This window comes from Streptomyces sp. NPDC005485 (genome assembly GCF_040606085.1).
GTDB lineage: Bacteria > Actinomycetota > Actinomycetes > Streptomycetales > Streptomycetaceae > Streptomyces.
Genome location: NZ_JBEXDZ010000168.1, coordinates 1 through 21,138, shown reverse-complemented (window position 1 = coordinate 21,138; position 21,138 = coordinate 1). Strand labels below are relative to the sequence as shown.

General features: G+C 73.3%; 18 protein-coding genes and 1 pseudogene. 11 read left to right on the top strand and 8 right to left on the bottom strand.

The window, feature by feature from the left end; genetic code table 11:
- From ABZS97_RS36880 to ABZS97_RS36870, 3 genes and pseudogenes are all read right to left on the bottom strand, one after another.
- Positions 1-705, bottom strand: a pseudogene (locus ABZS97_RS36880) (hypothetical protein); the annotation flags it as partial.
- Between the two features lie 57 nt (positions 706-762).
- Positions 763-1,875 carry a HAMP domain-containing sensor histidine kinase gene (locus ABZS97_RS36875; protein WP_356145218.1) on the bottom strand — a complete coding sequence of 371 codons (1,113 nt, stop codon included), beginning with the start codon at positions 1,873-1,875 and terminating at the stop codon, positions 763-765.
- Positions 1,876-1,878: 3 nt separating this feature from the next.
- On the bottom strand, positions 1,879-2,649 hold the full coding sequence (locus ABZS97_RS36870) for a response regulator transcription factor (RefSeq protein ID WP_356145226.1): 771 nt from the start codon (positions 2,647-2,649) through the stop codon (positions 1,879-1,881).
- Positions 2,650-2,770: 121 nt separating this feature from the next.
- Between ABZS97_RS36870 and ABZS97_RS36865 the strand changes: the two genes are divergently transcribed.
- The 3 genes from ABZS97_RS36865 (at position 2,771) to ABZS97_RS36855 (ending at position 4,984) form a co-directional block, all read left to right on the top strand.
- On the top strand, positions 2,771-3,478 hold the full coding sequence (locus ABZS97_RS36865; protein ID WP_356145216.1) for a glycosyltransferase family 2 protein: 708 nt from the start codon (positions 2,771-2,773) through the stop codon (positions 3,476-3,478).
- A gap of 124 nt (positions 3,479-3,602) precedes the next feature.
- Positions 3,603-4,220 carry a DUF2064 domain-containing protein gene (locus tag ABZS97_RS36860; RefSeq protein ID WP_356145224.1) on the top strand — a complete coding sequence of 206 codons (618 nt, stop codon included), beginning with the start codon at positions 3,603-3,605 and terminating at the stop codon, positions 4,218-4,220.
- Entirely contained in the window at positions 4,217-4,984 is a 768-nt protein-coding gene (locus ABZS97_RS36855) for a methyltransferase domain-containing protein (protein ID WP_356145214.1), read from the top strand. Before ABZS97_RS36860 ends, ABZS97_RS36855 begins: the two co-directional genes overlap by 4 nt.
- Before the next feature lie 334 nt (positions 4,985-5,318).
- Here the strand turns inward: ABZS97_RS36855 and ABZS97_RS36850 are convergent, their stop codons facing one another.
- Positions 5,319-6,551, bottom strand: coding sequence for a molybdopterin-dependent oxidoreductase (locus tag ABZS97_RS36850; protein WP_356145212.1), 1,233 nt, complete (start codon positions 6,549-6,551; stop codon positions 5,319-5,321).
- A gap of 589 nt (positions 6,552-7,140) precedes the next feature.
- Here ABZS97_RS36850 and ABZS97_RS36845 point away from each other — a divergent pair.
- Positions 7,141-8,508: a hypothetical protein gene (locus ABZS97_RS36845; protein ID WP_356145222.1), complete on the top strand. Its 1,368-nt coding sequence runs from the start codon at positions 7,141-7,143 to the stop codon at positions 8,506-8,508.
- Here the strand turns inward: ABZS97_RS36845 and ABZS97_RS36840 are convergent.
- Positions 8,480-9,703, bottom strand: coding sequence for a PP2C family protein-serine/threonine phosphatase (locus ABZS97_RS36840; RefSeq protein WP_356145210.1), 1,224 nt, complete (start codon positions 9,701-9,703; stop codon positions 8,480-8,482). The two genes, ABZS97_RS36845 and ABZS97_RS36840, sit on opposite strands and share 29 nt — an antisense overlap.
- A 115-nt stretch (positions 9,704-9,818) precedes the next feature.
- On the opposite strand from ABZS97_RS36840, the gene ABZS97_RS36835 reads away from it, so the two are divergent.
- Positions 9,819-10,292 carry a hypothetical protein gene (locus tag ABZS97_RS36835; RefSeq protein WP_356145208.1) on the top strand — a complete coding sequence of 158 codons (474 nt, stop codon included), beginning with the start codon at positions 9,819-9,821 and terminating at the stop codon, positions 10,290-10,292.
- A gap of 119 nt (positions 10,293-10,411) precedes the next feature.
- Here the strand turns inward: ABZS97_RS36835 and ABZS97_RS36830 are convergent, their stop codons facing one another.
- Positions 10,412-10,960, bottom strand: a complete 549-nt coding sequence (locus tag ABZS97_RS36830; protein WP_356145206.1) for an SH3 domain-containing protein — start codon at positions 10,958-10,960, stop codon at positions 10,412-10,414.
- A gap of 176 nt (positions 10,961-11,136) precedes the next feature.
- Here ABZS97_RS36830 and ABZS97_RS36825 point away from each other — a divergent pair, with 176 nt between their 5' ends.
- Positions 11,137-12,072 (top strand): hypothetical protein, encoded by a 936-nt coding sequence (locus tag ABZS97_RS36825; protein WP_356145204.1) that lies wholly within the window; start codon positions 11,137-11,139, stop codon positions 12,070-12,072.
- Here the strand turns inward: ABZS97_RS36825 and ABZS97_RS36820 are convergent.
- A complete protein-coding gene (locus ABZS97_RS36820; RefSeq protein WP_356145202.1) occupies positions 11,987-13,429 on the bottom strand; it encodes a PLP-dependent aminotransferase family protein in 1,443 nt (480 codons plus the stop codon). The two genes, ABZS97_RS36825 and ABZS97_RS36820, sit on opposite strands and share 86 nt — an antisense overlap.
- 87 nt (positions 13,430-13,516) lie before the next feature.
- Between ABZS97_RS36820 and ABZS97_RS36815 the strand changes: the two genes are divergently transcribed.
- The 5 genes from ABZS97_RS36815 (at position 13,517) to metG (ending at position 21,029) form a co-directional block, all read left to right on the top strand.
- Positions 13,517-14,320, top strand: coding sequence for an alpha/beta hydrolase (locus ABZS97_RS36815; protein ID WP_356145200.1), 804 nt, complete (start codon positions 13,517-13,519; stop codon positions 14,318-14,320).
- Between the two features lie 106 nt (positions 14,321-14,426).
- Positions 14,427-15,440, top strand: coding sequence for an endonuclease/exonuclease/phosphatase family protein (locus ABZS97_RS36810; RefSeq protein WP_356145198.1), 1,014 nt, complete (start codon positions 14,427-14,429; stop codon positions 15,438-15,440).
- Between the two features lie 84 nt (positions 15,441-15,524).
- Positions 15,525-17,597, top strand: a complete 2,073-nt coding sequence (locus tag ABZS97_RS36805) for an FUSC family protein (RefSeq protein ID WP_356145196.1) — start codon at positions 15,525-15,527, stop codon at positions 17,595-17,597.
- 158 nt (positions 17,598-17,755) lie between these two features.
- On the top strand, positions 17,756-19,135 hold the full coding sequence (locus ABZS97_RS36800) for a VWA domain-containing protein (protein WP_356145194.1): 1,380 nt from the start codon (positions 17,756-17,758) through the stop codon (positions 19,133-19,135).
- Between the two features lie 172 nt (positions 19,136-19,307).
- Complete coding sequence (gene metG, locus ABZS97_RS36795; protein WP_356145192.1) at positions 19,308-21,029, top strand: methionine--tRNA ligase; 1,722 nt, start codon at positions 19,308-19,310, stop codon at positions 21,027-21,029.
- Here the strand turns inward: metG and ABZS97_RS36790 are convergent.
- The coding region (locus tag ABZS97_RS36790) for a hypothetical protein (RefSeq protein ID WP_356145220.1) at positions 20,974-21,138 on the bottom strand (165 nt) is incomplete at its 5' end. The two genes, metG and ABZS97_RS36790, sit on opposite strands and share 56 nt — an antisense overlap.

The following is a 21,138-nucleotide window of genomic DNA, read 5'->3' as shown; positions in this document are numbered from 1 at the left end:
CGGCGTTTGAGGACGAGGCCGTTCAGGCCGATACGGGGGTCTGGGGGCGGAGCCCCCAGGGACGCCCCCACCCCCGCCGGGTGCCGACAACACGAGGTCCGCGGAGCCGCCGTCGTCCGCGATACGCCCCAACGCGGCCTGGTGCAGCTGCGGCAGCGGAGGCCGGTGACCACTGCGCAGGATGGTCGCGACGGCCCTCATGTACGCCGGCTGCGCCACCGCCCGCCGGGGCGGAGGCGGCGCGATACGCCCGTAGAGGGCGACGGAGGGCCCCGCCGTCAGCGGGTGCGCCCCGAGATGCAGCCAGGTCTCCGCGTCCGTGTGGAGGTCGACGAAGAGGCTGGCCGTGCCGGGTGCGCGCAGCCGGAGTTCCTCGGTGACCCAGTGCCAGGGGAAGCCGGTGTAGCGGACGGTCGCGGGGGTGGTGCGGGCCAGCGCGAGATGCGGAAGCCGCTGGCGGCGGTCGAGTTGGAGCTGTCCGGCGAGGAACACCGTGAGCGGCCCGGGCGCGGCGGCCGCGGCACGCAGCCGGGTGAGGACGGCCTGCGGCTCCAGCGGGTCGGCGAGTTCGACGACGTTCGCGGTGTCGGTGCCGGACAGCACGGCGGGGGCGACCGCCGCGAGAACGGGGAGCACGGACGCCGCGTCCACCAGACACCCCTTGCCGACCGGCGAGGCCGCGAGGAGCAGCACGGTTCCGGGCATGGTTCCCTCCCCATCGATCACGTACGCGAGCACCGTAACCGCTGCGGGTGCAAACCCTCACCCCTGGGCGGTGGGAAGGGTCACCTCGAAGCGGCAGCCCCCGGTGACGTTGCGTACGGCCGCGCGCCCCTGGTGGGCCTCCACGATGCCGCGCACGATGGCGAGGCCGAGGCCCGCTCCGGCGGGCGGCGTACGGGCGTGGGTGCCGCGCCAGCCGGTGTCGAAGACGCGCGGGAGATCCTCCTCGGGGATCCCGCCGCAGCCGTCGGTGACGGACAGGACGACACCCTCGGCCGAGCGTTCGGCGGCGACGGCGACGGTGCCGTCGGCGGGGGTGCGGCGGATCGCGTTGACCAGGAGGTTGCCCAGCACCCGGCTCATCTCCTTGCCGTCCACCTCCACCGGCACCGGTTCGATGGGGTCGCCGACCAGCCGTACGCCGAGTTCACGGGCGAGCGGGTCCGCACCCGCGAGGGCGTCGCCGACGAGGTCGTACAGGGACATCCGGGACGGGGAGAGCGCGAGGGCGCCCGCGTGGATGCGGGAGAGTTCGAAGAGGTCGCCGACCATGTCGTTGAGACGTTCGACCTCGGTGCGGATCTGGCGGAGGTAGCGGTCGGGGTCGGCGGCCACCCCGTCCTCCAGGGCCTCGGACATCGCGCGCAGGCCCGCGAGCGGGGTGCGCAGGTCGTGCGAGATCCAGGCGACGAGTTCGCGCCGTGACGTCTCCAGGGCGCGTTCGCGGTCGCGGGACTCGGCCAGCTTGACGCTGGTGGCCTGCAACTCGCGGCTCAGCGCGGCGAGTTCGGCGGTCGCCGGGCCGTCGGGGGCCGCGAAGGAGCCGCCGTCGCCGAAGGAGCGGGCGGCCAGGGTGAGCGCCCGGCTGCGGGCGACGACCCAGCGGCCCAGGAGCAGGGCGGTCGCGAGGGAGACCACGGCGGCCATCGCGACGACCGTCGTGACGACGGTCAGGTCGTGCGCCGACAGGAACATCGCCCATGCCACGGCCAGTGTGCCCGCGAGCATGGCGGTCACCGCCACGACGGCGACGACGGCCAGGGACGCGGTCAGCGAGCGGCGCCGGATCAGCCAGAGCGCGAACGCCCCGAGCAGCCCGGCCGCGGCGGCGCCGAGGAAGGCGAAGAGGGCGATGAGGAGCATGTCCTGCATGACTCACGGCTCCCGCGTCATGGAGTCGGAGGCGGCGGTGTCGGGCTCCTCGAAGCGGTAGCCCACCCCCCACACCGTCTGGATCAGGCGGGGCCGGCCCGGGTCGTCCTCGACCTTGCCGCGCAGCCGGCGGACGTGGACGGTGACCGTGGAGAGGTCGCCGAAGTCCCAGCCCCAGACCTCGCGCATCAGGTCCTCGCGGCTGTAGGCGCGGCCGGGGTTGCGGAGGAAGAACGCGAGGAGGTCGAACTCCCGGATGGTGAGGGCGAGTTCGGTGCCGTCCTTGGTGGCGCGGCGGGCCGCCGGGTCGATGGTGAGGCCGGCCGCGCTCAGGGGGCGCAGCGTCCGGGTCGCGGGGCGGGTGCGGCGCAGCACGGACTCGACGCGCAGCACCAGCTCACGCGGGCTGAACGGCTTCGTCACGTAGTCGTCGGCGCCCACCTCCAGGCCCAGGATGCGGTCGTCCTCGTCACCGCGGGCGGTGAGCATGATGACCGGCACGGGGCCGCGCCCCCGTATCCGGCGGCACACCTCCAGGCCGTCCATGCCGGGCAGCATCAGGTCCAGGACCACCAGGTCCGGCCAGTGCGCGGCGGCCCGGGCGAGCGCGGCGGGGCCGTCGCCGGCGCGGTCCACGGCGTACCCCGCGCGGTCGAGGTAGCCGGAGACCACCTCGGCGACCGTGGGGTCGTCGTCGACGACGAGGACGCGGGCGGGGGCCTCCGGAGCGGGTGGCGCGGGCGGGGGCGAGGGCAGTGCGTCCGGCTGCGGCATTTCGTGCGGGTGCTGCATACGACCAGCGTCGCACCGCGGCCGCGCGGAGGGCGCCGTACGGCGTCGACGTCCGTGTTTCGTAAGGAGCCGATGCCCGTGATGTCCCTTTCGTCTCCGTAGGGTGAAAGCCGTGACGACCTCCCCCGTGAACCCGCAAGCCCGGGAAACACCAGACGTGGACGTGGTGCTGCCCTGCCTCGACGAGGCCGAGGCGCTGCCCTGGGTGCTGGCCCGGATCCCGCCCGGCTGGCGGGCGATCGTCGTGGACAACGGCTCCACCGACGGCTCCGCGGACATCGCCCGCGGCCTCGGCGCGACGGTCGTGCACGAGGAGCGCCGCGGGTTCGGCGCCGCCTGCCATGCGGGGCTGACCGCCGCCACTGCCGACATCGTGTGCTTCTGCGACTGCGACGCCTCGCTCGACCCCTCGCTCCTCGTGCCCTTCGTGCGCGAGGTGCGCAGTGGCGGGGCCGACCTCGTGCTCGGGCGGCGGCGGCCGCGGGGGCGTGGCGCCTGGCCGGCGCACGCCCGCGCGGGCAACCTCGCGCTCGCGCATCTGCTGCGCCGGCGTACCGGGCTGCGGCTGCACGACCTGGGGCCGCTGCGGGCCGCTCGCCGCGAGGCGCTGCTCGGCCTCGGACTGTCCGACCGGCGCAGCGGCTATCCCCTGCAGATGGTCGTGCGGGCCGCCGACGCCGGGTGGCGCGTCGCCGAGCACGACGTGCCGTATCTGCCGCGGGCCGGGGTCTCCAAGGTCACGGGGACCTGGCGGGGGACGTGGCAGGCGGTCGCCGACATGCGGCGCGTGCTGGCCGAGAGCGGCACGTAGTTCGCCCCCTCCGCCCCTTCCCGTCCCGTCCTCATGGGGGCTTCGCCCCCTCTCCCCCCTGTCGCGCTTCGCGCTCGTCCTCAAACGCCGGACGGGCTTAAACGCTGGAGGAAGCCCTCAAGTGATCAGCACCCTGCTTGTCATCGCCAAAGAACCTCGGCCCGGGCGCGTGAAGACCCGGCTCACGCCCCCCTTCACCCCCGAGGAGGCCGCCGCGCTCGCCGAGGCCGCCCTGCGGGACACCCTGCACGCCGTGCTGGCGGCGCCCGCGCGGCGACGGGTGCTCGTGCTCGACGGGGTACCGGGGCCCTGGCTGCCGCCCGGCTTCGATGTCGTACCGCAGTGTGCGGGCGGGCTCGACGAGCGGCTCGCGGGCGCGTTCGGGGGCTGCGACGGGCCCGCCCTGCTCATCGGAATGGACACGCCCCAGGTGACACCGGCGCTCCTCACCGTCGACTGGCGGGGCACCGACGCGTACTTCGGGCCCGCCGAGGACGGCGGGTTCTGGGCGCTGGGGCTCGCCGAGCCCGACCCGGAGCTGCTGCGCGGGGTGCCGATGTCGACGGCCGGCACCGGCGCCCTGCAGCGTGGCCGGCTCGTCGCCGCGGGCCTGCGCGTGCGCGATCTGCCGCGGCTGCGGGACGTCGACACGGCCCACGACGCCGAGGTGGTCGCCGCCGGGGCGCCGCACGGCCGGTTCGCGGCGGAGCTGGCCCGGCTGACGGCGGTCGCCGGCCGATGAGCACCGTCACCGAGGAGACGGCGACCGCCTGGTGCGCGGACCCGTACGCCGACGCCCTGCGCACCGGACGCGGCCCCCTCTTCCTGCGCCGCACCGACGGCTGGCTGCTCCCACTGGAGGTCGAGCGGTGGTGCGCCGGGGCCGACGCCGCCGACCTGGACGTGCTGCGACGCTGCGAGGGCGCCGTGCTCGACGTGGGGTGCGGGCCCGGACGGCTGGTCGCGGCGCTCGCCGGGCAGGGGCTGCGGGCGCTGGGCATCGACGTCAGCGAGGCCGCCGTCGAGCACACCGTGCGGGTCGGCGGGCAGGCCCTGCGCCGGTCCGTCTTCGAGACGGTGCCCGGCGAGGGGCGCTGGGACACCGCCCTCCTCATCGACGGCAACGTCGGCATCGGCGGCGACCCGCGCGCCCTGCTGCGGCGGGTGTCCGAACTCCTGGCCCCGGGCGGGCTGTTGATCGCCGAGACGGTGCCGGTGGACGACGTGGACGAGCGCGTCCACGTGCGCGTCGCCGACGGCCGGGGCGCCACCGGCGCGCCCTTCCTCTGGGCTCGCCTCGGCACCCCGGCACTGCTGCGGCACGCGCGCCGCACGGGCTGGCGCCCGGTCGATCAGTGGACGGCCGGCGGCCGGTCCTTCGTCGCCCTGCGCAACCGCAGCGCGGACAGCACCAGCAGCACCGCCGAGCCGCCGAACAGCACGGCCGTGATCAGCAGCCAGCGGGCCAGGAAGCCGTCACCGGACAGGCCCGTCTTTGACGTGTAGCGCTCGGCGACCTGCCCGCTGATCAGCGGAAACCACACCAGCAGCAGGAGGCCGGAGAGCGCCGCCGGGACGCGGACCCAGCCCGTCCACTCCCGGCGCCCTACGGCCCCGAGCAGCCGGGTGACGGCCCGGTCGGCCACGGCGTACAGGGGCAGCAGGACCAGGTCGTGCAGCAGGGCGGCGCCGACGAGCCAGAGCGCCACCTCGAACCAGTCGTCCGCGAGCAGCCGTACGCCCGCGTATGCGGCCAGCGCGAACGAGCAGACCAACAGCACGAGTTGGAGGGGGCTCCCGATGCGGAGCCCGAGTCGGCCATGCGTCACGGGGCTCGGCATCACAGGTCTCCGAACGTCATCCGGGCCACCCACTTGGTGTTGAGCACGCCGGGTGCGGCGGGCACGATGATCCGCGCCGGGTGGCCGTGGTCGAGGGTCAGGGGCTCGCCGTTGACGTAAAAGGCGAGCAGGGAGCGCGGGTCGCGGACCTGGTTGGCGCGCAGCGCGGCCTTGCGGAACGAGCCGTGCCGCTGGAGGGACTCGACCAGTACGTCGGGCGCCTGCGCCTCCTCGTGGCCGACGAGCGCCGCGAGGTCCCGCAGCCGTACGCCCCGCCACCACTGGTCGGACGTCGACCAGCCCTCCACGCAGGCGATCGGCAACGCGGCGCTGTGCAGCGGCAGTCGGAGGAGTTCGGCGCGGCTCAGCCGTACGGTGCCGGTGCGGCCGGTGACGACCAGCCGCCACGCGTCCTCGCTCGTCTCCGCCGGGTGGATGCCGGCCACGGAGGCCGTCTTGTTGATCTGGAAGCCGTTGGGTCCGGTGCCCGGTTCGGAGCCGCCGTGCGGTGCGAGTACGGCGGTCTCGCGCAGCGGTCCGTCGAAGTTGCGGCCGGCCGTGGTGACGAACAGCAGCAGGGAGCCGCCGCCGACCAGGCCGAGCGCGCCGCGCCGCGAGACGGTCGGTTCGGCGGGGTCCGGCGACACCAGTTCCGTCCGCTCCTCCCTCAGGTGGCGCAGATTGCGCAGGGCCAGGGGCATCTTCAGCACGGCGTGCGCGACGAACGCGGCGAAGAAGACCCAGGCGCCGTAGAAGTGGAGGGGGTAGAAGGAGCCCGGGAAGACGTAGTCGAGCTGGATGTTCAGGATGCCGGTGATGAACTCGAAGAGCGCGCCGCCGACCAGCAGGAGCAGCGAGATCCGCTCCAGCGCGTGGGCGAGCGACCGGGCGGGCGGCAGCGCGAACAGCTTCGGGATCACCGACCACAGCTTCGCGAGCAGCACGGGGACGAGCACGAGCCCGAGGGTGACGTGCACGCCCTGCGTCAGCCGGTACAGCCAGGACGGGTTCGTCGGCCAGGAGAAGAGATAGAAGCCGAGCAGGCCCTTGTCGGGGGTCTTGTCGTTCACCGGCGACAGGTCCGGGTTGTAGGCGGCGTACGACACCAGCCCTGTCACGAACAAGGCCGTGATCCCGACCAGCAGGACGAGGCCGAGCACGGAGGTGAACCAGGGGCCGCGCAGGGGGCTGCGCCAGAACCCTGGGGAGGTGGGGAGCTTGTGGTCGCGCATGTTCCGACCGTAGGCAGGACCACCCCGGAAAGGGGCTCACGACTGATGACGAAACGCTGACGTCCGGCCCTGCGACACCCTCGCGGATCCCACCCGGCCCTAGCGTTCAGCTGTGAACCCCGACCACCTCCGCGACGCCGCACGCTCCGACGCCCGATCCGGGGACGGCCGGTCCGACGACGCCCGACCCGGGGACGGCCGACCCGACGACGCCCGATCCGGGGACGGCCATCGGGACGCCCGGCCCGGCGGCACCCGATCCCGGGACGGCCAATCCGAGGACAGTCATCGGGATGCCCGGCCCGAGGACGCCCGCCGGGACTCCGCCGACGGCGCCACCCGATCCGGGGACACCCGATCCCAGGAAAGCCACCGGGATCTCCGGCCCGAGGACGCCCGCCGGGACTCCGCCGACGACGTCACCCGATCCCAGGACACCCGCTCCCAGGACAGCCACCGGAATCCCCGACCCGAGGACGCCCGCCGGGACACCGGCCACCGGGATCCCCGGCCCAAGGGCGACCACCGCAACACCCCGCCCAGCGACAGCCACCAGGGCGCCCGACCCGACGGCAGCCACCCCGCCCCTCTGTCCGCCGACCCCCACCCCCGCCGTGCCCTCCTCGCCGATCTCGGCGTTGCCCTCGCGGCCGTTCTGCTCGTGCTGGCTGCCGTGCTGGTGGGTACCGCTGTTCAGCGGGCGGACGGCACGCTGTTCGTGAACTGGCCGCCGCTGCTGGCGAGTTGGGGGCCACATGTGGGCCCGGGTACGCCGGCCGCGGTCGTGGTGGCGGGCGTCGTCGTGGTGTACGGGCCCCGGGTGGCCGCGCGGCTGTCCTGGCGGGCGCTGCTGGGCGGGGCGTGGGCGGCGGCCGTGGTGTGGACGTTCTCACTCGCGCTGGTCGACGGCTGGCAGCGGGGGGTCGCCCGGCGGCTGACGAGCAGGTACGAATACCTCCAGGTCATCGACCGCTTCCACGACATCCCGGCCACCCTGCGGGACTTCACCGCCCACATCCTGCTCGGCTCCCCCGAGCACTGGCCCGCCCATGTCGCCGGGCACCCCCCGGCGGCGACCCTCACCTTCGTCCTCCTCGACCGGATCGGGCTCGGCGGCGGCGCCTGGGCCGGTGTCTGGTGCATCACCGTCGGCGGGACGGCGTGCGTGGCCGTCCTCGTCGCCGTGCGGGCGCTGGCCGGTGAGGCCCTGGCGCGGCGGGCGGCGCCGTTCCTCGTGCTCGCGCCCACCGCCGTGTGGGTGGGCACGTCCGCCGACGGCTACTTCGCGGCGGTCGCCGCCTGGGCCCTGGCCCTGCTCGCGCTGGCGGTCACCGGCCCCGCACCCCGGACCTGCGCCGCGGCCGCCGGGCTCCTCCTCGGGCTCGCCTGCTACCTCTCGTACGGCCTGACACTGATCGCCGTGATCGCCGCGGCGGTGCTGCTGCTCGGCCGCGACGGCTTGCGCACCCGGGCCCTGTCCCTGCTCCTCCCCGGGCTCCTCGGACTCGCCGTCGTCCCGGTCGCCTTCACCCTCGCGGGCTTCGACTGGTGGGAGGCGTACCGCCTGCTGGTCGTCCGCTACGGCCAGGGCGCGGGCGGCTTCCGGCCGTACGGCTACTGGGTGTGGGCCAACCTCGCGTGCACGGTGCTGATGGCCGGGCTCGCCACGGTGGCGGGCCTGCGGCGGGCGGGCGCCACGCTGCGAGCGCCCCGCGCCGGGGCCGGGGCCGGCGATCCCGGCGACCGGCGGCTCGCGTTCCTCGTGCTCGCCGCCCTGCTCGCCCTCCTCGTCGCCGACCTCTCCGGGATGAGCAAGGCGGAGACGGAACGGATCTGGCTGCCGTTCGCGGTGTGGCTGCTGCCCGCGGGGGCGTTCCTGACCGGTCCACGGGCCTGGCTCGCCGCCCAGGCCGGGCTCGCCCTGCTGGTCAATCACCTGCTGCTGACGGGCTGGTGACCGGGCCGGGCCCCCGGCGCCGTACGGCGAAGACCGTCGTGTCGTCGGCCAGACGGCCCCCGCAGTGCCGCAGCGTGCCGTCGCGCACGAACCGGACCAGACGCTGCGGTTCGGCCGTGCCCGGGTCGGCGGACACCGCCTCGGCGACCCGCTTGCGCAGCGGATAGAAGACCCCCTGGGCGTCCCGGGCCTCGGTCACCCCGTCGCTGACCAGCAGGAGGGTCTCGCCGGGGGCCAGCGCAACGGTGAGGACCAGGGGCGGCGCGTCCGTGAACTCACTGAGTCCGAGCGGGAGTCCGTCCCCCGGCGGGAGTCGGCGTACGCCGCCGGGAGCGACCACGAGCGGCGGCTCATGCCCGAAATTGACCACCTCCACGACGTCCGGAGGCGGCTCACCCGCGCCGGACGTGTCCGGAAAGCCGACCAGGACACCCGTCGCGAACCGTTCGCCGTCACCCCGCCCCACCGCCTTGCGGTACCGCACATGCCGGAGCATCCGCACCTCCAGACGGTCGGCCACCGTGGCGAGTTCCGACTCGTGGTAAGCCGCCTCGCGGAACGTGCCGAGCAGTGCCGCGGCCGCCTCCACCGCCCCGAGCCCCTTGCCCTGGACGTCACCGAGGACGACACGGGTGCCGCGCGGGCCCGGCTGGATGTCGTAGAAGTCGCCGCCGACGCGCGCCTCGCTGTCGGCGGCGAGGTACACCGCCGCGTGGTCGAGGTCCCCCCAGCCGGGCGGCAGCGGGCGCAGCACCGTGCGCCGGGTGGTCTCGGCGATGTCTCGCATGTGCAGCATGCGCCGCTCGCCGCGGACCCGGACCGCGCAGGCGAGCGTCGCGAGGACACCGCCGACGGCGACGAGGATGAAGTCGGGCAGGCCGGTCTGGTACTGGTGCGGCCAGGCGTTGTCCACGAGGACGTACGTCAGCAGCGAGAGCACCGCGAACGCCGCCGTGCCCCACACCCCGCAGATCGCGGCGGCGATCCCGGGCACCAGCACGATCCAGGAGATGACCCGGAACTCGCCGCTGGTGTTCCAGTCGACCGCGGCGATCGCCCCGCACAGCAGCAGCGGTGGCACCCAGGCGACACTGCGGCCACGGACCCGCAGCAGCTTCTGCCGCTCGGCGGCGGCCGTCTCGTGCCCGGCGCGCGGCAGCCGGTCCAGCACGGCCCACCGGTCGCCCTGCCTCATGCGGTTCAGCGAAACACGCTGCCGGGTCGGCCGCATCCCGACCCGCATCCGACTTGCCAGCGGCCGGGGCGAGGTGTGCCCTGGTAGGCAGGGGCGAGGAGAGAGGAGTGCTCCCATGGCTCACGCAGCACCCGCTTCAGGGGCACCGGGAACACCACGCACAACCGGAACGGCCGACCCGGCCGGAACCGCCGGGACCCCCGACATCTTCGGTGCGCAGGCGCACACCGCGGCGAGGTGGGGCCTGCCCGTGGCGGGCGGGCTCCTGTACGGCTTCTGGGCCGCGGCGATCAACCGCAGCGGCGGGCCGATCACGGGCTGGAACATCCTGTTCGGTTTCGTCTGCGCCATCGTGTTCGCGGCCATGTGGATCGGCGTACGGATGCTGGCGCCCCTCATGAAGCGCGAGGTGCACGCCCTGCTGTGGACGGCGTTCGCGGGCATCGCGTTCGGCTTCCTGTACAGCCAGACCGGCACGACCGTCCTGCGGTCCACGATGATGGCGCTCGGCGTCGCGGCAGGCGTCTTCGCGGTCACGTTCTACCGGTACTACACGCACGAGGACGCGGAGGGCCACCGGGTGAGCTGACGCTCGAAGACCCCGTGGGGAGCCCCTGAGAGGGGCTTTCCACGGGGTCTCGACGGGCTCCCACGGGTGAGGCCCCGGCAACGGCTGCCGGGGCCTCACCCTTCACCCGATTCCCTCATTCACCCACCACCTGGGACCATGCCCCAGGAGCTCGAAGAGGCACCGGCCGCGCTCCAGCTCCACGTCCCGGAGGCGCTGAAGCTCCAGGCGCCGGAGCTCGAACTGCTCCACGAGTCGTTGCGTGAGCCGTCCTGCCAGGAGTCGTTCTTCCAGGAGTCGTCCTTCCAGCCGGGGCACGGGTCGCAGCTCGGCACGCCCTGGTTGCCGGTGTCGACGAACGCGGCGCTTGCCCAGGCCTGCGCTCCGACCAGCCAGAACCAGTACGGGTTGCCGAAGACGCTCTGTCCGAGTACCGCGCACCGGACCCGGTCCTGGCTGCCCGGCGAGAGCACGCCGACAACGGCCGAGTTCGTGGTGGGCTGCTCCCGGAGGTTCAGCTCTCCGCGGGAGACGACGGTGCCCCAGATGGGGTCGTGATGGCCGTGGCCACCGGTGGTGGTCTGTGTCGGCGGAACTGCCGCCGCCGAGGTTCCTGCGGCCACGACGGTCAGAACACCGCCGGTGAACAGGGCCGCGACAAGGGTCCGCAGGGCCGGGGTGGTCCGCATGATCAACCTCCTTTTCCCCAGCTCCAGGAAACACCCGTTCGGGTGAGCCCTCCACCGGAGGGCTCACTCCCCAGCTCCCCCTTGGCTCCCCGCCCGCCCCACTTTCGGCTTGTCATATGCGCCCATATGCAGTCAAACAGCTCGCGCACCGCGCCGAAGAGGCCTTGCCTGGTGGAGTGCCTCACCGTGTCCGGAGGGTCCTGTCGGCCGTGCTGATCGGCCTCGCCTGTCTGCTCGCGCCGCTCGGCGCGCTCTCGGCCTGGGCGACGTACGCGATCGGCGACACCGGCCGCTACGAGGCCACGATGGCGCCGCTCGCCACCGACCGGAACGTGCGGGACGCGATCGCCGCGGGCATCGCCGACGGCATCATGCACGAGGTCCACGTGGGGCAGCCGCTGCGGGGGCCGGTGCACTCCTTCGTGCGGGACGCGGCGCGCTCGTTCACGCGGACACCGGCCTTCGCCGCGGCCTGGGAGGCCGCGAACCGGGCCGCGCACGACGCCGTCATGCAGGCCCTGCGCGACGGCAACGACCGGGCGGGCAACGGGCGCGGCGCCGGAGGCGGGGGCGGCGACGTGACCATCGACCTCGCGCCCGTCACCGAGCAGGTCAAACGTCAACTGGCCGACAACCACATGCCGTTGGCCGGCCGCATTCCCGTCGAGCACACCGCGACCACGGTGCTGCACGCCCGGGACGCGGGCCGGCTCCGGAAGGGGTTCCAGGTGCTCGAAGTCGCCGGTTTCTGGCTGCCGCTCGCGGCGGCCGTCCTCGCCTCGACGGGCATCCTCGTCGCCGTCTGCCGCCGCCGCGCGGTGCTCGCGACCGGGCTCGGCACCTCGCTGGGCGCCGCGCTGCTCGGCGCCGCCGTCGCCATCGGCCGCCGGCTCACCCTCGCCGACCTGCCGGCCGGGGTGTCCCGCTCGGCCGTCGGCGCGGTGTACGACGCCCTCACTGAAACACTCCGCCAGGTCTCCTGGCTGCTGCTGGGGCTGGGCCTCGCGGTGGCACTGGGCGCCCTGCTCACGGGCCGGATCGCGCGAGCCCGGCAAGCGTCCGCAGCGCTCGCTCCAGCTGCCGCGGAGCAGCCGACGCAAGTCCGAGCCTGACGCAGTCCGCCACGGAGCCCGTTCCCGACGCGGGCGACACCACGAACGCCGGGCCCGGCGTGACCGCGATCCCGCGCGCCGCTGCCGCCGCCGTGAAGGTGTCCGCGCGCCACGGCTTCGGCAGCTCCCACCAGGCGAAGTACGCGTGCGGATCGGCGTGCACGGTGAAGTCGGCGAGGTGCTCGGCGACGAGTCCCTGCCGGCGTGCCGCGTCCGCGCGCTTGGCGGTGACCAGGCGGCCGACCGTCCCGTCCGCGATCCAGCGCACCGCCGCCTCCAGCGCGAAGCCGCCCGCCGCCCAGCCGCCGGAGCGCAGGGCGGCCCCGACAGCCCCCGCCCGCCCCTCGGGCACGACAAGGAATCCCACCGTCAGGCCGGGCGCCACCCGCTTGGACAGCCCGTCGACGACAAGAACGCGCTCGGGGGCGTGGGCGGCCAGCGGAGCGAGGTCCTGGTACAGGAACGACCAGATGCGGTCCTCCACGACGGGAAGGTCCAACTGCCGTACGACAGCAGCAAGTTCGCTCCGCCTGAGGTAACCGGCGGTCACCGACGTCGGGTTGTGCAGCGTCGGCTGGACGTACACGGCGGACAGGGGCGCGGAGCGGTGGGCGGTCGCGACGGCGTCCGGGAGCAGGCCCTCCTCGTCCATGGCGAGCGGGACCAGGACGATGCCCAGGCGCGCCGCGATCTCCTTGACCAGGGGATATGTCAGCGCCTCGACGCCGACACGGCCCCCCGGCCGTACCAGCGAGGCGAGGGCGCCCGCGATGGCCTGGCGCGCGTTGCCCGCGAAGAGCAGCCGGGACGGGTCCGGGCGCCAGCCCGCCGTGGCGAGGAGCGTGGCGGCCGCCGCACGGACGGGTGCCGTGCCCGTGACGGACGCCGGGCGCAGCACCTCGGTCAGCAGGTCGGGGCGCAGCAGCGGCGCGAGGGCCGGGGCGAGCAGCTCCGACTGGCCGGGCGCGGAAGGGTAGTTGAGCTCCATGTTGACCGGGGCGGAAGGGTGGTCGGGGTCCCCGTCGGCCCACGCGGTGGTCACGGGACCGGCGGTCGTGGGATCAGAGGTCGTGGGATCAGGGCTGGTGGGATCGGTGGTCCGGGGCGCGCCGGTCGCGGGCTCGGCGAGCGCGCGGCCCGAGGGGACCGGCGCGGCCCGCACGAACGTGCCGCGGCCGACCTCGCCGACGACGAGACCTCGCCGCACCAGTTCGCCGTACACCCGCCCGGCCGTCGACCCCGCGATGCCCGTGCGGCGCGCGAACGCCCGTTGCGTGGGCAGCCGTTCGCCGGGCCGCAGCCGTCCGGTGACGATGTCGTCGGCTATGCGGTCGGCGAGCCGCCGGTAGTCCTCCACGAGTTCCCCTCACTCCGTTCCCGGCACATTGCACCGAGGGCAAAGATCTTATTGCACCGAGTGGTTGGTGAACCTAGGGTCGTGGTCATGGCAACCACATCGGCACCTTTCCTTGCATACGATGACAAAGGGGGCGACTCCTCGACGCGGGCGCTGCCCCTCGTCCTGGTCCACGGCCACCCCTTCGACCGCACGATGTGGGCCCCCCAGATCACCGCGTTCTCGGCGACGCGCCGGGTCATCGCGCCGGACCTGCGCGGTTATGGCGAGTCCCCGGTGACCCCCGGTGTCACACCTCTTGAGGTATTCGCCGGGGACATCGCGGCGCTGCTGGACGCCCTGGGCGTGGGGGAGTTCGTGCTCGCGGGGCTCTCCATGGGCGGCCAGATCGTCATGGAGTGCTACCGGCAGTTCCCGGAGCGCATCCGGGGCCTGGTCCTCGCCGACACCTTCCCGGCCGCCGAGACCGAGGAGGGCAGGCGGGCCCGGGGCGCCATGGCGGACCGGCTGCTGCGCGAGGGGATGCGCGGATACGCCGACGAGGTGCTGTACAAGATGGTCGCGCCGTACGCGGACGCGGAGGTCGCCGCGCATGTGCACCGCATGATGACGGCGGCCTCCCCCGAGGGCGCCGCGGCGGCCCTGCGCGGGCGGGCCGAGCGCCCCGACTACCGCGAGCTGCTGACCCGGGTCACCGTCCCGGCCCTGGTCGTGGTGGGTGCCGACGACGAGTACACCCCGGTGTCCGACGCCGAGGCGATGCACGCGGCCCTCCCCGACTCCACCCTCCGTGTGATCGACTCCACCGCCCATCTACCGAACCTCGAGCGTGCCGAGGAGTTCAACGGGACAATGGAGACGTTCCTGGCGCGGGTGGACGATCAGAGGTGACTTCGGGGTCTCACGGCAACCTTCCCCCCGAAGTTCCCGTCCTTGAGGGAGGATTCGGACACTCCTCGCGAACGAGCTGAACAGCGGACGAGCGGAAGGCCTGGCCTTGGACAGTGCGACGGCTGAGTGGACGGAGTCGCAGGACGCGGCCGGCGGACAACGGCGGCGGCCCGGACGGGTGTTCGCGGGCTTCGCGGCCGGGCTGCTGTTCACCGTGGTGAGCGTGGTCGTCGGCTGCCGGGCGGCCGACAGCGACGGGATCACACCCGTGCCCCAACTGCTGGCCTTCCTGCCGTGGCTGCTCGCGCCCGCGGGCGTCGGCCTCGCCTTCGCGCTGCTCGCCCGGTGGCGGGTCGGGATGGTGTGGGGGGTCCTGGTGCTGGGGACGGTCGCCTGGTTCATCGAGCCGTACGGGAAGGTCGGCGAACCCGACGGGAAGTCCGTCGCCGAGCTGCGGGTGCTGACCTCCAACGTGCAGTTCGGCCGGGGCACCAACTCGCTGGTCACAGCGGTTCGGCGGGAGCGGCCCGACATCGTGTTCGTGGAGGAGTGCGAGCACAGGTGCTCCGGCACGCTCAAGGACACCTTCGGCGGGAGCCACGGCGGCTACCCGTACCGGGCGGCCGTCGAGGGCTCCGGATCCAACGGCTCCGTGATCATGAGCCGGTTCCCGCTCAAGGGCGCGGCCGGTGTGCGCGGCACCATGGGCATGCCGGGTGCGGTCGCCGACGTCAACGGCCACGCCGTACGCCTGCAACTCGCGCACCCCATGCCCCCGCTGCCCGGCCAGCTCGGCGCCTGGCGGCGTGAGCTGGGCAGGCTGCGCGACTACGCCGCAACCAGCGACGGCTCCACCATCGTCGCCGGGGACTTCAACGCCTCCCAGGACCACGCCGCGTTCCGCCACATCCTCGACGCGGGGCTGCACGACGGCGCCCGCCTCGCGGGAAGCCCCCGCACCCCGAGCTGGCCCGCCCGCACCGCGCCCGTCATCGGCAGCCAGATCGACCACGTCCTCGTCTCCCCGGACTTCTCCGCGAGCAAGGCGTCCTTCCTCGACATCTCCGGCACCGATCACCGGGCGCTCCTCATCACACTGAGCCTCCACCAGCTCCGCTAGCGCCACCAGGTCCACCGACTTCACCGGCCCCACCAGGGGACATGCGCTCCGGGCCCGATCGGCAATGCGGCCATAATGGGGCGCATGTCCCGCCCGTCCCGCCAGTTGTCCGGCGCCCTCACCCCTCCCGACTGGCTGGTCAGGAACCTCCAACCGCAGCAGGCACCCATCCCCTGGGCCGCCGTCGCCCGCGCCGCCGTCGCGATGGCCCTGCCGCTCGCGATCGGCCTGGCCGTGGACCGGCCCGCGTACGGCGCGCTCGCCTCCATGGGCGCCCTGTCCGGCGTCATCGGCGACACCGCCGACGCCTACCGCATGCGCATCCTCAACATCGCGATCCCCCAGCTCTTCGGCGCCCTCGGTGTCACCGTCGGCTCGCTGGTGTACGGCCACGGATGGCTCGCCGTCGCCGCGGTCACCGGGGTCGCGCTCGTCTCCGGGATGATCTCGACGATCGGCGCGGTCGCCTCCGTGTCCGGACTGCTCCTGCTCCTCAACTCCGTTGTGGGCGCGGGCCTCCCGATGCCGGGCGCGTGGTGGCTGGCCCCGCTGCTGATGTCCGGCGGCGGACTCCTCGTCCTCGTCCTGGCCCTGCTGGCCTGGCCGCTGCGATCGGGCGTACCGGAGCGGGCCGCGGTCGCGGGGACGTACCGGCGGGTGGCGGAACTCCTTGCGGTCTGCGCGAACGAGGGGGCACGCGAGAACCGCGGGCCGGGGGAGACACCGGGAGAGAGCGGCGAGGCCGGGCGGACCGGCGGATCCGGCGGGACCGGCGAGGCCGGTAGCAGTGACAGCCGCGATCTCCGTGACCTCCGTGACGCGTACGACCGCGCGCGGCACGCCGTCACCCAGTCGCTCAACCAGTCCTACGACCTCGTCCTCGCCCGGCGGGCCCGCCACCACGGCCGCAGTCCCGACCTCACCCGGCTGCTGGCCCAGTTGAACGCGATCACGCCGGTCGTGGAGGCCGCCCCCGCCGTCCACCAGTCCGGGAAGCCGCTGCCGGACGGGATTCCCACCGCCGTACGGCATCTCGCCGACGCCGTCGAGACGGGGTACACCGGTCCCATAGGGCTCGACCTGCCGACGCCCGCGTCGGAGACCGCCCGCGCCGTCGACCACGCTCTGCGGCACGCCGCCGGTGTCGTCACCGACCAGGATCCCGACCCGCGCACCATCGACGACCGCCTCGGCCGCCCGGCGGCGTTGCGCGTCCGCACCGGCCGCGCCGCCAGGAACGTCGTCCTGTCCGCGGCCTCCTGGCGCTACGGCCTGCGCCTCGCGCTGTGCATCGGTATCGCGCAGGCCCTGGTCTCGATCGTCCCGGTGCCGCGCTCGTACTGGGTCGCCCTCACCATCACCTTCGTGCTGAAGCCCGACTTCGGGTCGGTCTTCTCCCGGGCGCTGCTGCGCGCGCTGGGCACGGTGGCAGGCCTGGCCGTCGCCGCCCCCGTGCTCACCGTCGTCCCGCGCGGCTGGTGGGACGTGCCCGTGATGCTGGTGCTCGCACCGCTCATCCCCGCCCTGACCCCGCGCGGCTACGGCTACCAGACCGCCGCCATCACCCCGGTCATCCTGCTCCTCTCCGACATCCTCAACCACCAGGGCACCGGCCTGCTGGTGCCGCGTCTCGTCGACTCCCTCATGGGCTGCGCGATCGCCCTGGTGGCCGGCTATCTCCTCTGGCCGGAGAGCTGGCACACCCGGGTCGGCGACCGGCTCGCGGACGCGGTCGCGAACACTGCCCGCTACGTCGAGTCCGCGTTCGGCAACGGAACGGAACCGGCGGCCCGCGCCCGGATGCGCCGGGGTCTGTACCGCGATCTTTCCGTCATCCGTACGGAGTTCCAGCGCGCCCTGACCGAACCGCCGCCCACCGGCCGTCGCGCCGCCGCGTGGTGGCCGCTCGTCGTCGCCGTCGAGCGGATCGTGGACGCGACGACCGCGGCGCGGGTACGGATCAAACACGGCGCCGAGCCGCCGTCCACCGCCGAGATCGCGCAAGTGGCGCTCCAGCTACGGGAGTTGTCGCAGGGGCTGCGCGAGACCGACGTCCTCGTGGAGGTCCGCACGGATCTCACAGGGCCTCCGGGCAGCGTGCTCGAACCGCTCCGCCAGGAGGTCGCGGCGGCTCGCACGATCGCCTCGCCGCACTGATCCGGTAGGGGCTCGCCACCCACCCGAGCGGTAGTGCTGTTGACGCCGCCGCCCGGCCACTGCGCCCCCGGCCAAGATCGCCGGCAGCGGCCGCTAACCTTACGTGTCCGTCCTGGCCAGGGATTGACGGGCTACAACTCATGCGAAGGGTTGCGCACATGGGCATTCTCACTCTCCTGCGGAACGCGTTCGGCCGCTCACGCAAGGACCGTGACGCCGACGCGGGGACCTCGCTGGAGGCTCCGGCTCCCACCATCCCCGCCCCGGCGACGGAACCGGCCCCTTCGCAGGAGGCCGCACCGAGGATTCCGTCCCCTTCCCCGGAACCGAAGCCGAAGCCCACCGCCGACGACCTCGTGTCCGCGGCCTTCGACAACGTGACCGTGCCGACGCCGGCAGCCGAGCCGGAGGCCCCTGTGGCCGAGGCTGAGGCCGAAGTCGAGGCTGAGGTCGAGGCGCCGGTTGCGGTGGAACCTGAGCCGGAGCCGGTGGCTGCCGCGGAACCGGAACCGGAGCCGGAACCGGTGGTCGAGCCCGAGCCCGAGCCGGTGGCTGCCGCGGAACCGGAACCGGAGCCGGTGGTCGAGCCCGAGCCGGAGCCCGTGGCAGTCGTCGAACCGGAGCCTGTCGTCGAACCGGAGCCCGTCGTCGAGCCCGAGCCAGTGGCTGCGGCACCGGACCCGGACCCGGAACCGGTGATCGAACCGGCAGCCGAGGAGCCCGCGGAGGCCCCGGAGACCGAACAGGCCCCCGAAGAGGCCCCCGAGCAGACCCCCGAGCCAGCAGTCGCCGACGTCGCTGATGCCCCACAAGGGCCACTCGCAGCCGACGACGAGAGCCGCACGGGTGGTGCGGGTGGGAACAGCACGGCCGAGGGCGAAGCCGAGGCCGAGGCCGTGAAGGCCACAGCCCCCGCCCTGGCAACGGCATACAAGGAGGCCGGCGCCGCCCTCAAGAGGCGGGACCTCACCGGAACCCGCGCGAAGACCTACCTCGTACTGGACCGCTCCGCGTCCATGCGCCCGTACTACAAGGACGGCTCCGCCCAGGCCCTCGGCGAGCAGACCCTCGCACTCGCCGCCCACCTGGACCCCGAGGCCACGGTGCACGTCGTCTTCTTCTCCACGGAGCTGGACGGCACCGGCGAGCTGACCCTCGCCGCGCACGAGAACAAGATCGACGAGCTGCACGCGGGCCTCGGTCGTATGGGCCGTACCAGCTACCACGCGGCCGTACAGGAAGTCCTCGCCCAGCACGAGAAGTCGGACGACCCCAAGGCGCCCGCCCTGGTGGTCTTCCAGACGGACGGCGCCCCGGACGCGAAGACCCCCGCCACCCAGTCCCTCACGGACGCGGCGAAGTCCCACCCCGGCGTCTTCTTCTCCTTCGTCGCGTTCGGCGAGCACGAGAACAAGGCGTTCGACTACCTCCGCAAGCTGAAGACGGACAACACGTCGTTCTTCCACGCGGGCCCGACTCCGCGCGAGCTGACGGACGCCGAGCTCTTCGACGGCGTACTCGCGACCTGGCGCCCGTAACCCCCACAACCGCCAGTAGCCACGCGCCGTAGGCCGCCTGCTTCCCACCCACTAAAACGGGAAGCGGGCGGCCTACCCGTTTCGGCTACGATTTCAAGGTTCGTAGACGGCCCGGCATCCTTGCCGGAATCGAGATCCGTCACCGCACGTAGCGACTTGGGAGCAGCCCGCGATGGCTCGACACCTCATCACCAGCGCCCTTCCGTACATCAACGGAATCAAGCACCTGGGCAACATGGTGGGGTCCATGCTCCCGGCGGACGTGTACTCCCGGTACCTCCGCCAGCGCGGCCACGACGTGCTCTACATCTGCGCGACGGACGAGCACGGCACCCCGGCCGAGCTGGCTGCGAAGGAGCGGGGCCTGCCGGTCGCCGAGTTCTGCGCCCAGGCGCACGACGCGCAGAAGGCGGTGTACGACGGCTTCGAGCTGGCCTTCGACTACTTCGGCCGCAGCTCCTCCCCGCAGAACCGTGAGATCACCCAGCACTTCGCCCGCCGCCTGAACGAGAACGGGTTCATCGAGGAGCGGGCGATCCGCCAGGTCTACTCCCCGACCGACGGCCGCTTCCTCCCGGACCGCTACGTCGAGGGCACCTGCCCGCACTGCGGCTACGACAAGGCCCGCGGCGACCAGTGCGAGAACTGCACACGCGTCCTGGACCCCACCGACCTGATCAACCCCCGCTCGGCGATCTCCGGCTCGACGGACCTGGAGGTCCGCGAGACGAAGCACCTCTTCCTCCTCCAGTCGAAGCTGCAGCACGAGGTGGAGGCGTGGATCGACGAGGTCGGCGACGAGTGGCCGCAGCTGGCCTCCTCCATCGCCCGCAAGTGGCTGACCGAGGGCCTGCACGACCGCGCGATCACCCGTGACCTGGACTGGGGCGTCCCGGTCCCGGCCGACACCTGGCCGGAGCTGGCCGCCGAGGGCAAGGTCTTCTACGTCTGGTTCGACGCCCCGATCGAGTACATCGGTGCGACGAAGGAGTGGTCGGACCAGGACCCGGACAACCGCGACTGGAAGTCCTGGTGGTACGAGCCCGACGGCGCCGCCGACGTCCGGTACACGGAGTTCATGGCGAAGGACAACGTCCCGTTCCACACGGTGATGTTCCCGGCCACGGAGCTCGGCATCCGCGAGCCCTGGAAGAAGGTCGACTACGTAAAGGCCTTCAACTGGCTGACGTACTACGGCGGAAAGTTCTCCACGTCCCAAAAGCGCGGCGTCTTCACGGACCACGCCCTGGAGATCCTGCCCGCGGACTACTGGCGTTACTTCCTCATCGCCAACGCCCCCGAGTCCGACGACTCATCCTTCACGTGGGAGCACTTCACGACCACGGTGAACAAGGACCTGGCCGACACCCTCGGCAACTTCGTCAACCGCGTGCTGTCCTTCTCCAAGAAGCGCTTCGGCGAGGAGGTCCCCGCGGGAGCGGCGGCGGGTGAGCCGGAGGCGAAGCTGGGCGAGGAGATCGCCTCGCTCCTCGCCGAGTACGAGACCCAGATGGAGGCCCTCCAGTTCCGCAAGGCCGCGGCCGCGCTGCGCGCCCTGTGGTCCGCGGGCAACTCCTACCTGGAGGAGAAGGCCCCCTGGCTGGAGATCAAGACCGACCCCGAGGGCGCGGCCCTGACCCTGCGCACCGCGATGAACCTCATCCACCTCTACTCGGTTGTCTCCGAGCCCTTCATCCCGGCGTCGTCCGCCGCCATGCGCGCGGCCTTCGCCCTTCCCACCGACACGGCGAAGTGGGTCACGGCGGACGAGGCCCGCACCCTGTCCTCCGTCCCCGCCGGCACCCCTTTCACGGTTCCCCCGGTCCTCTTCGCCAAGATCACGGACGAGGACCTGGAGTCGTACAAGGAGCGCTTCGGCGGCGCACCGGAGTAATCACAGGGCATCTGTCATGTGGCCCGGTGACGTCGTACGACTCCAGGTCCTCGTCCGTGATCTTGGCGAAGAGGACCGGGGGAACCGTGAAAGGGGTGCCGGCGGGGAC

Excerpts from the sequence above, each read along its gene's own strand:
- ABZS97_RS36875 (WP_356145218.1), bottom strand. The coding sequence starts at position 1,875 with ATGCAGGACATGCTCCTCATCGCCCTCTTCGCCTTCCTCGGCGCCGCC.
- ABZS97_RS36870 (WP_356145226.1), bottom strand. The coding sequence starts at position 2,649 with ATGCCGCAGCCGGACGCACTGCCCTCGCCCCCGCCCGCGCCACCCGCT.
- ABZS97_RS36855 (WP_356145214.1), top strand. The coding sequence starts at position 4,217 with ATGAGCACCGTCACCGAGGAGACGGCGACCGCCTGGTGCGCGGACCCG.
- ABZS97_RS36850 (WP_356145212.1), bottom strand. The coding sequence starts at position 6,551 with ATGCGCGACCACAAGCTCCCCACCTCCCCAGGGTTCTGGCGCAGCCCC.
- ABZS97_RS36840 (WP_356145210.1), bottom strand. The coding sequence starts at position 9,703 with ATGAGGCAGGGCGACCGGTGGGCCGTGCTGGACCGGCTGCCGCGCGCC.
- ABZS97_RS36835 (WP_356145208.1), top strand. The coding sequence starts at position 9,819 with ATGGCTCACGCAGCACCCGCTTCAGGGGCACCGGGAACACCACGCACA.
- ABZS97_RS36830 (WP_356145206.1), bottom strand. The coding sequence starts at position 10,960 with ATGCGGACCACCCCGGCCCTGCGGACCCTTGTCGCGGCCCTGTTCACC.
- ABZS97_RS36815 (WP_356145200.1), top strand. The coding sequence starts at position 13,517 with ATGGCAACCACATCGGCACCTTTCCTTGCATACGATGACAAAGGGGGC.
- ABZS97_RS36805 (WP_356145196.1), top strand. The coding sequence starts at position 15,525 with ATGTCCCGCCCGTCCCGCCAGTTGTCCGGCGCCCTCACCCCTCCCGAC.
- ABZS97_RS36800 (WP_356145194.1), top strand. The coding sequence starts at position 17,756 with ATGGGCATTCTCACTCTCCTGCGGAACGCGTTCGGCCGCTCACGCAAG.
- metG (WP_356145192.1), top strand. The coding sequence starts at position 19,308 with ATGGCTCGACACCTCATCACCAGCGCCCTTCCGTACATCAACGGAATC.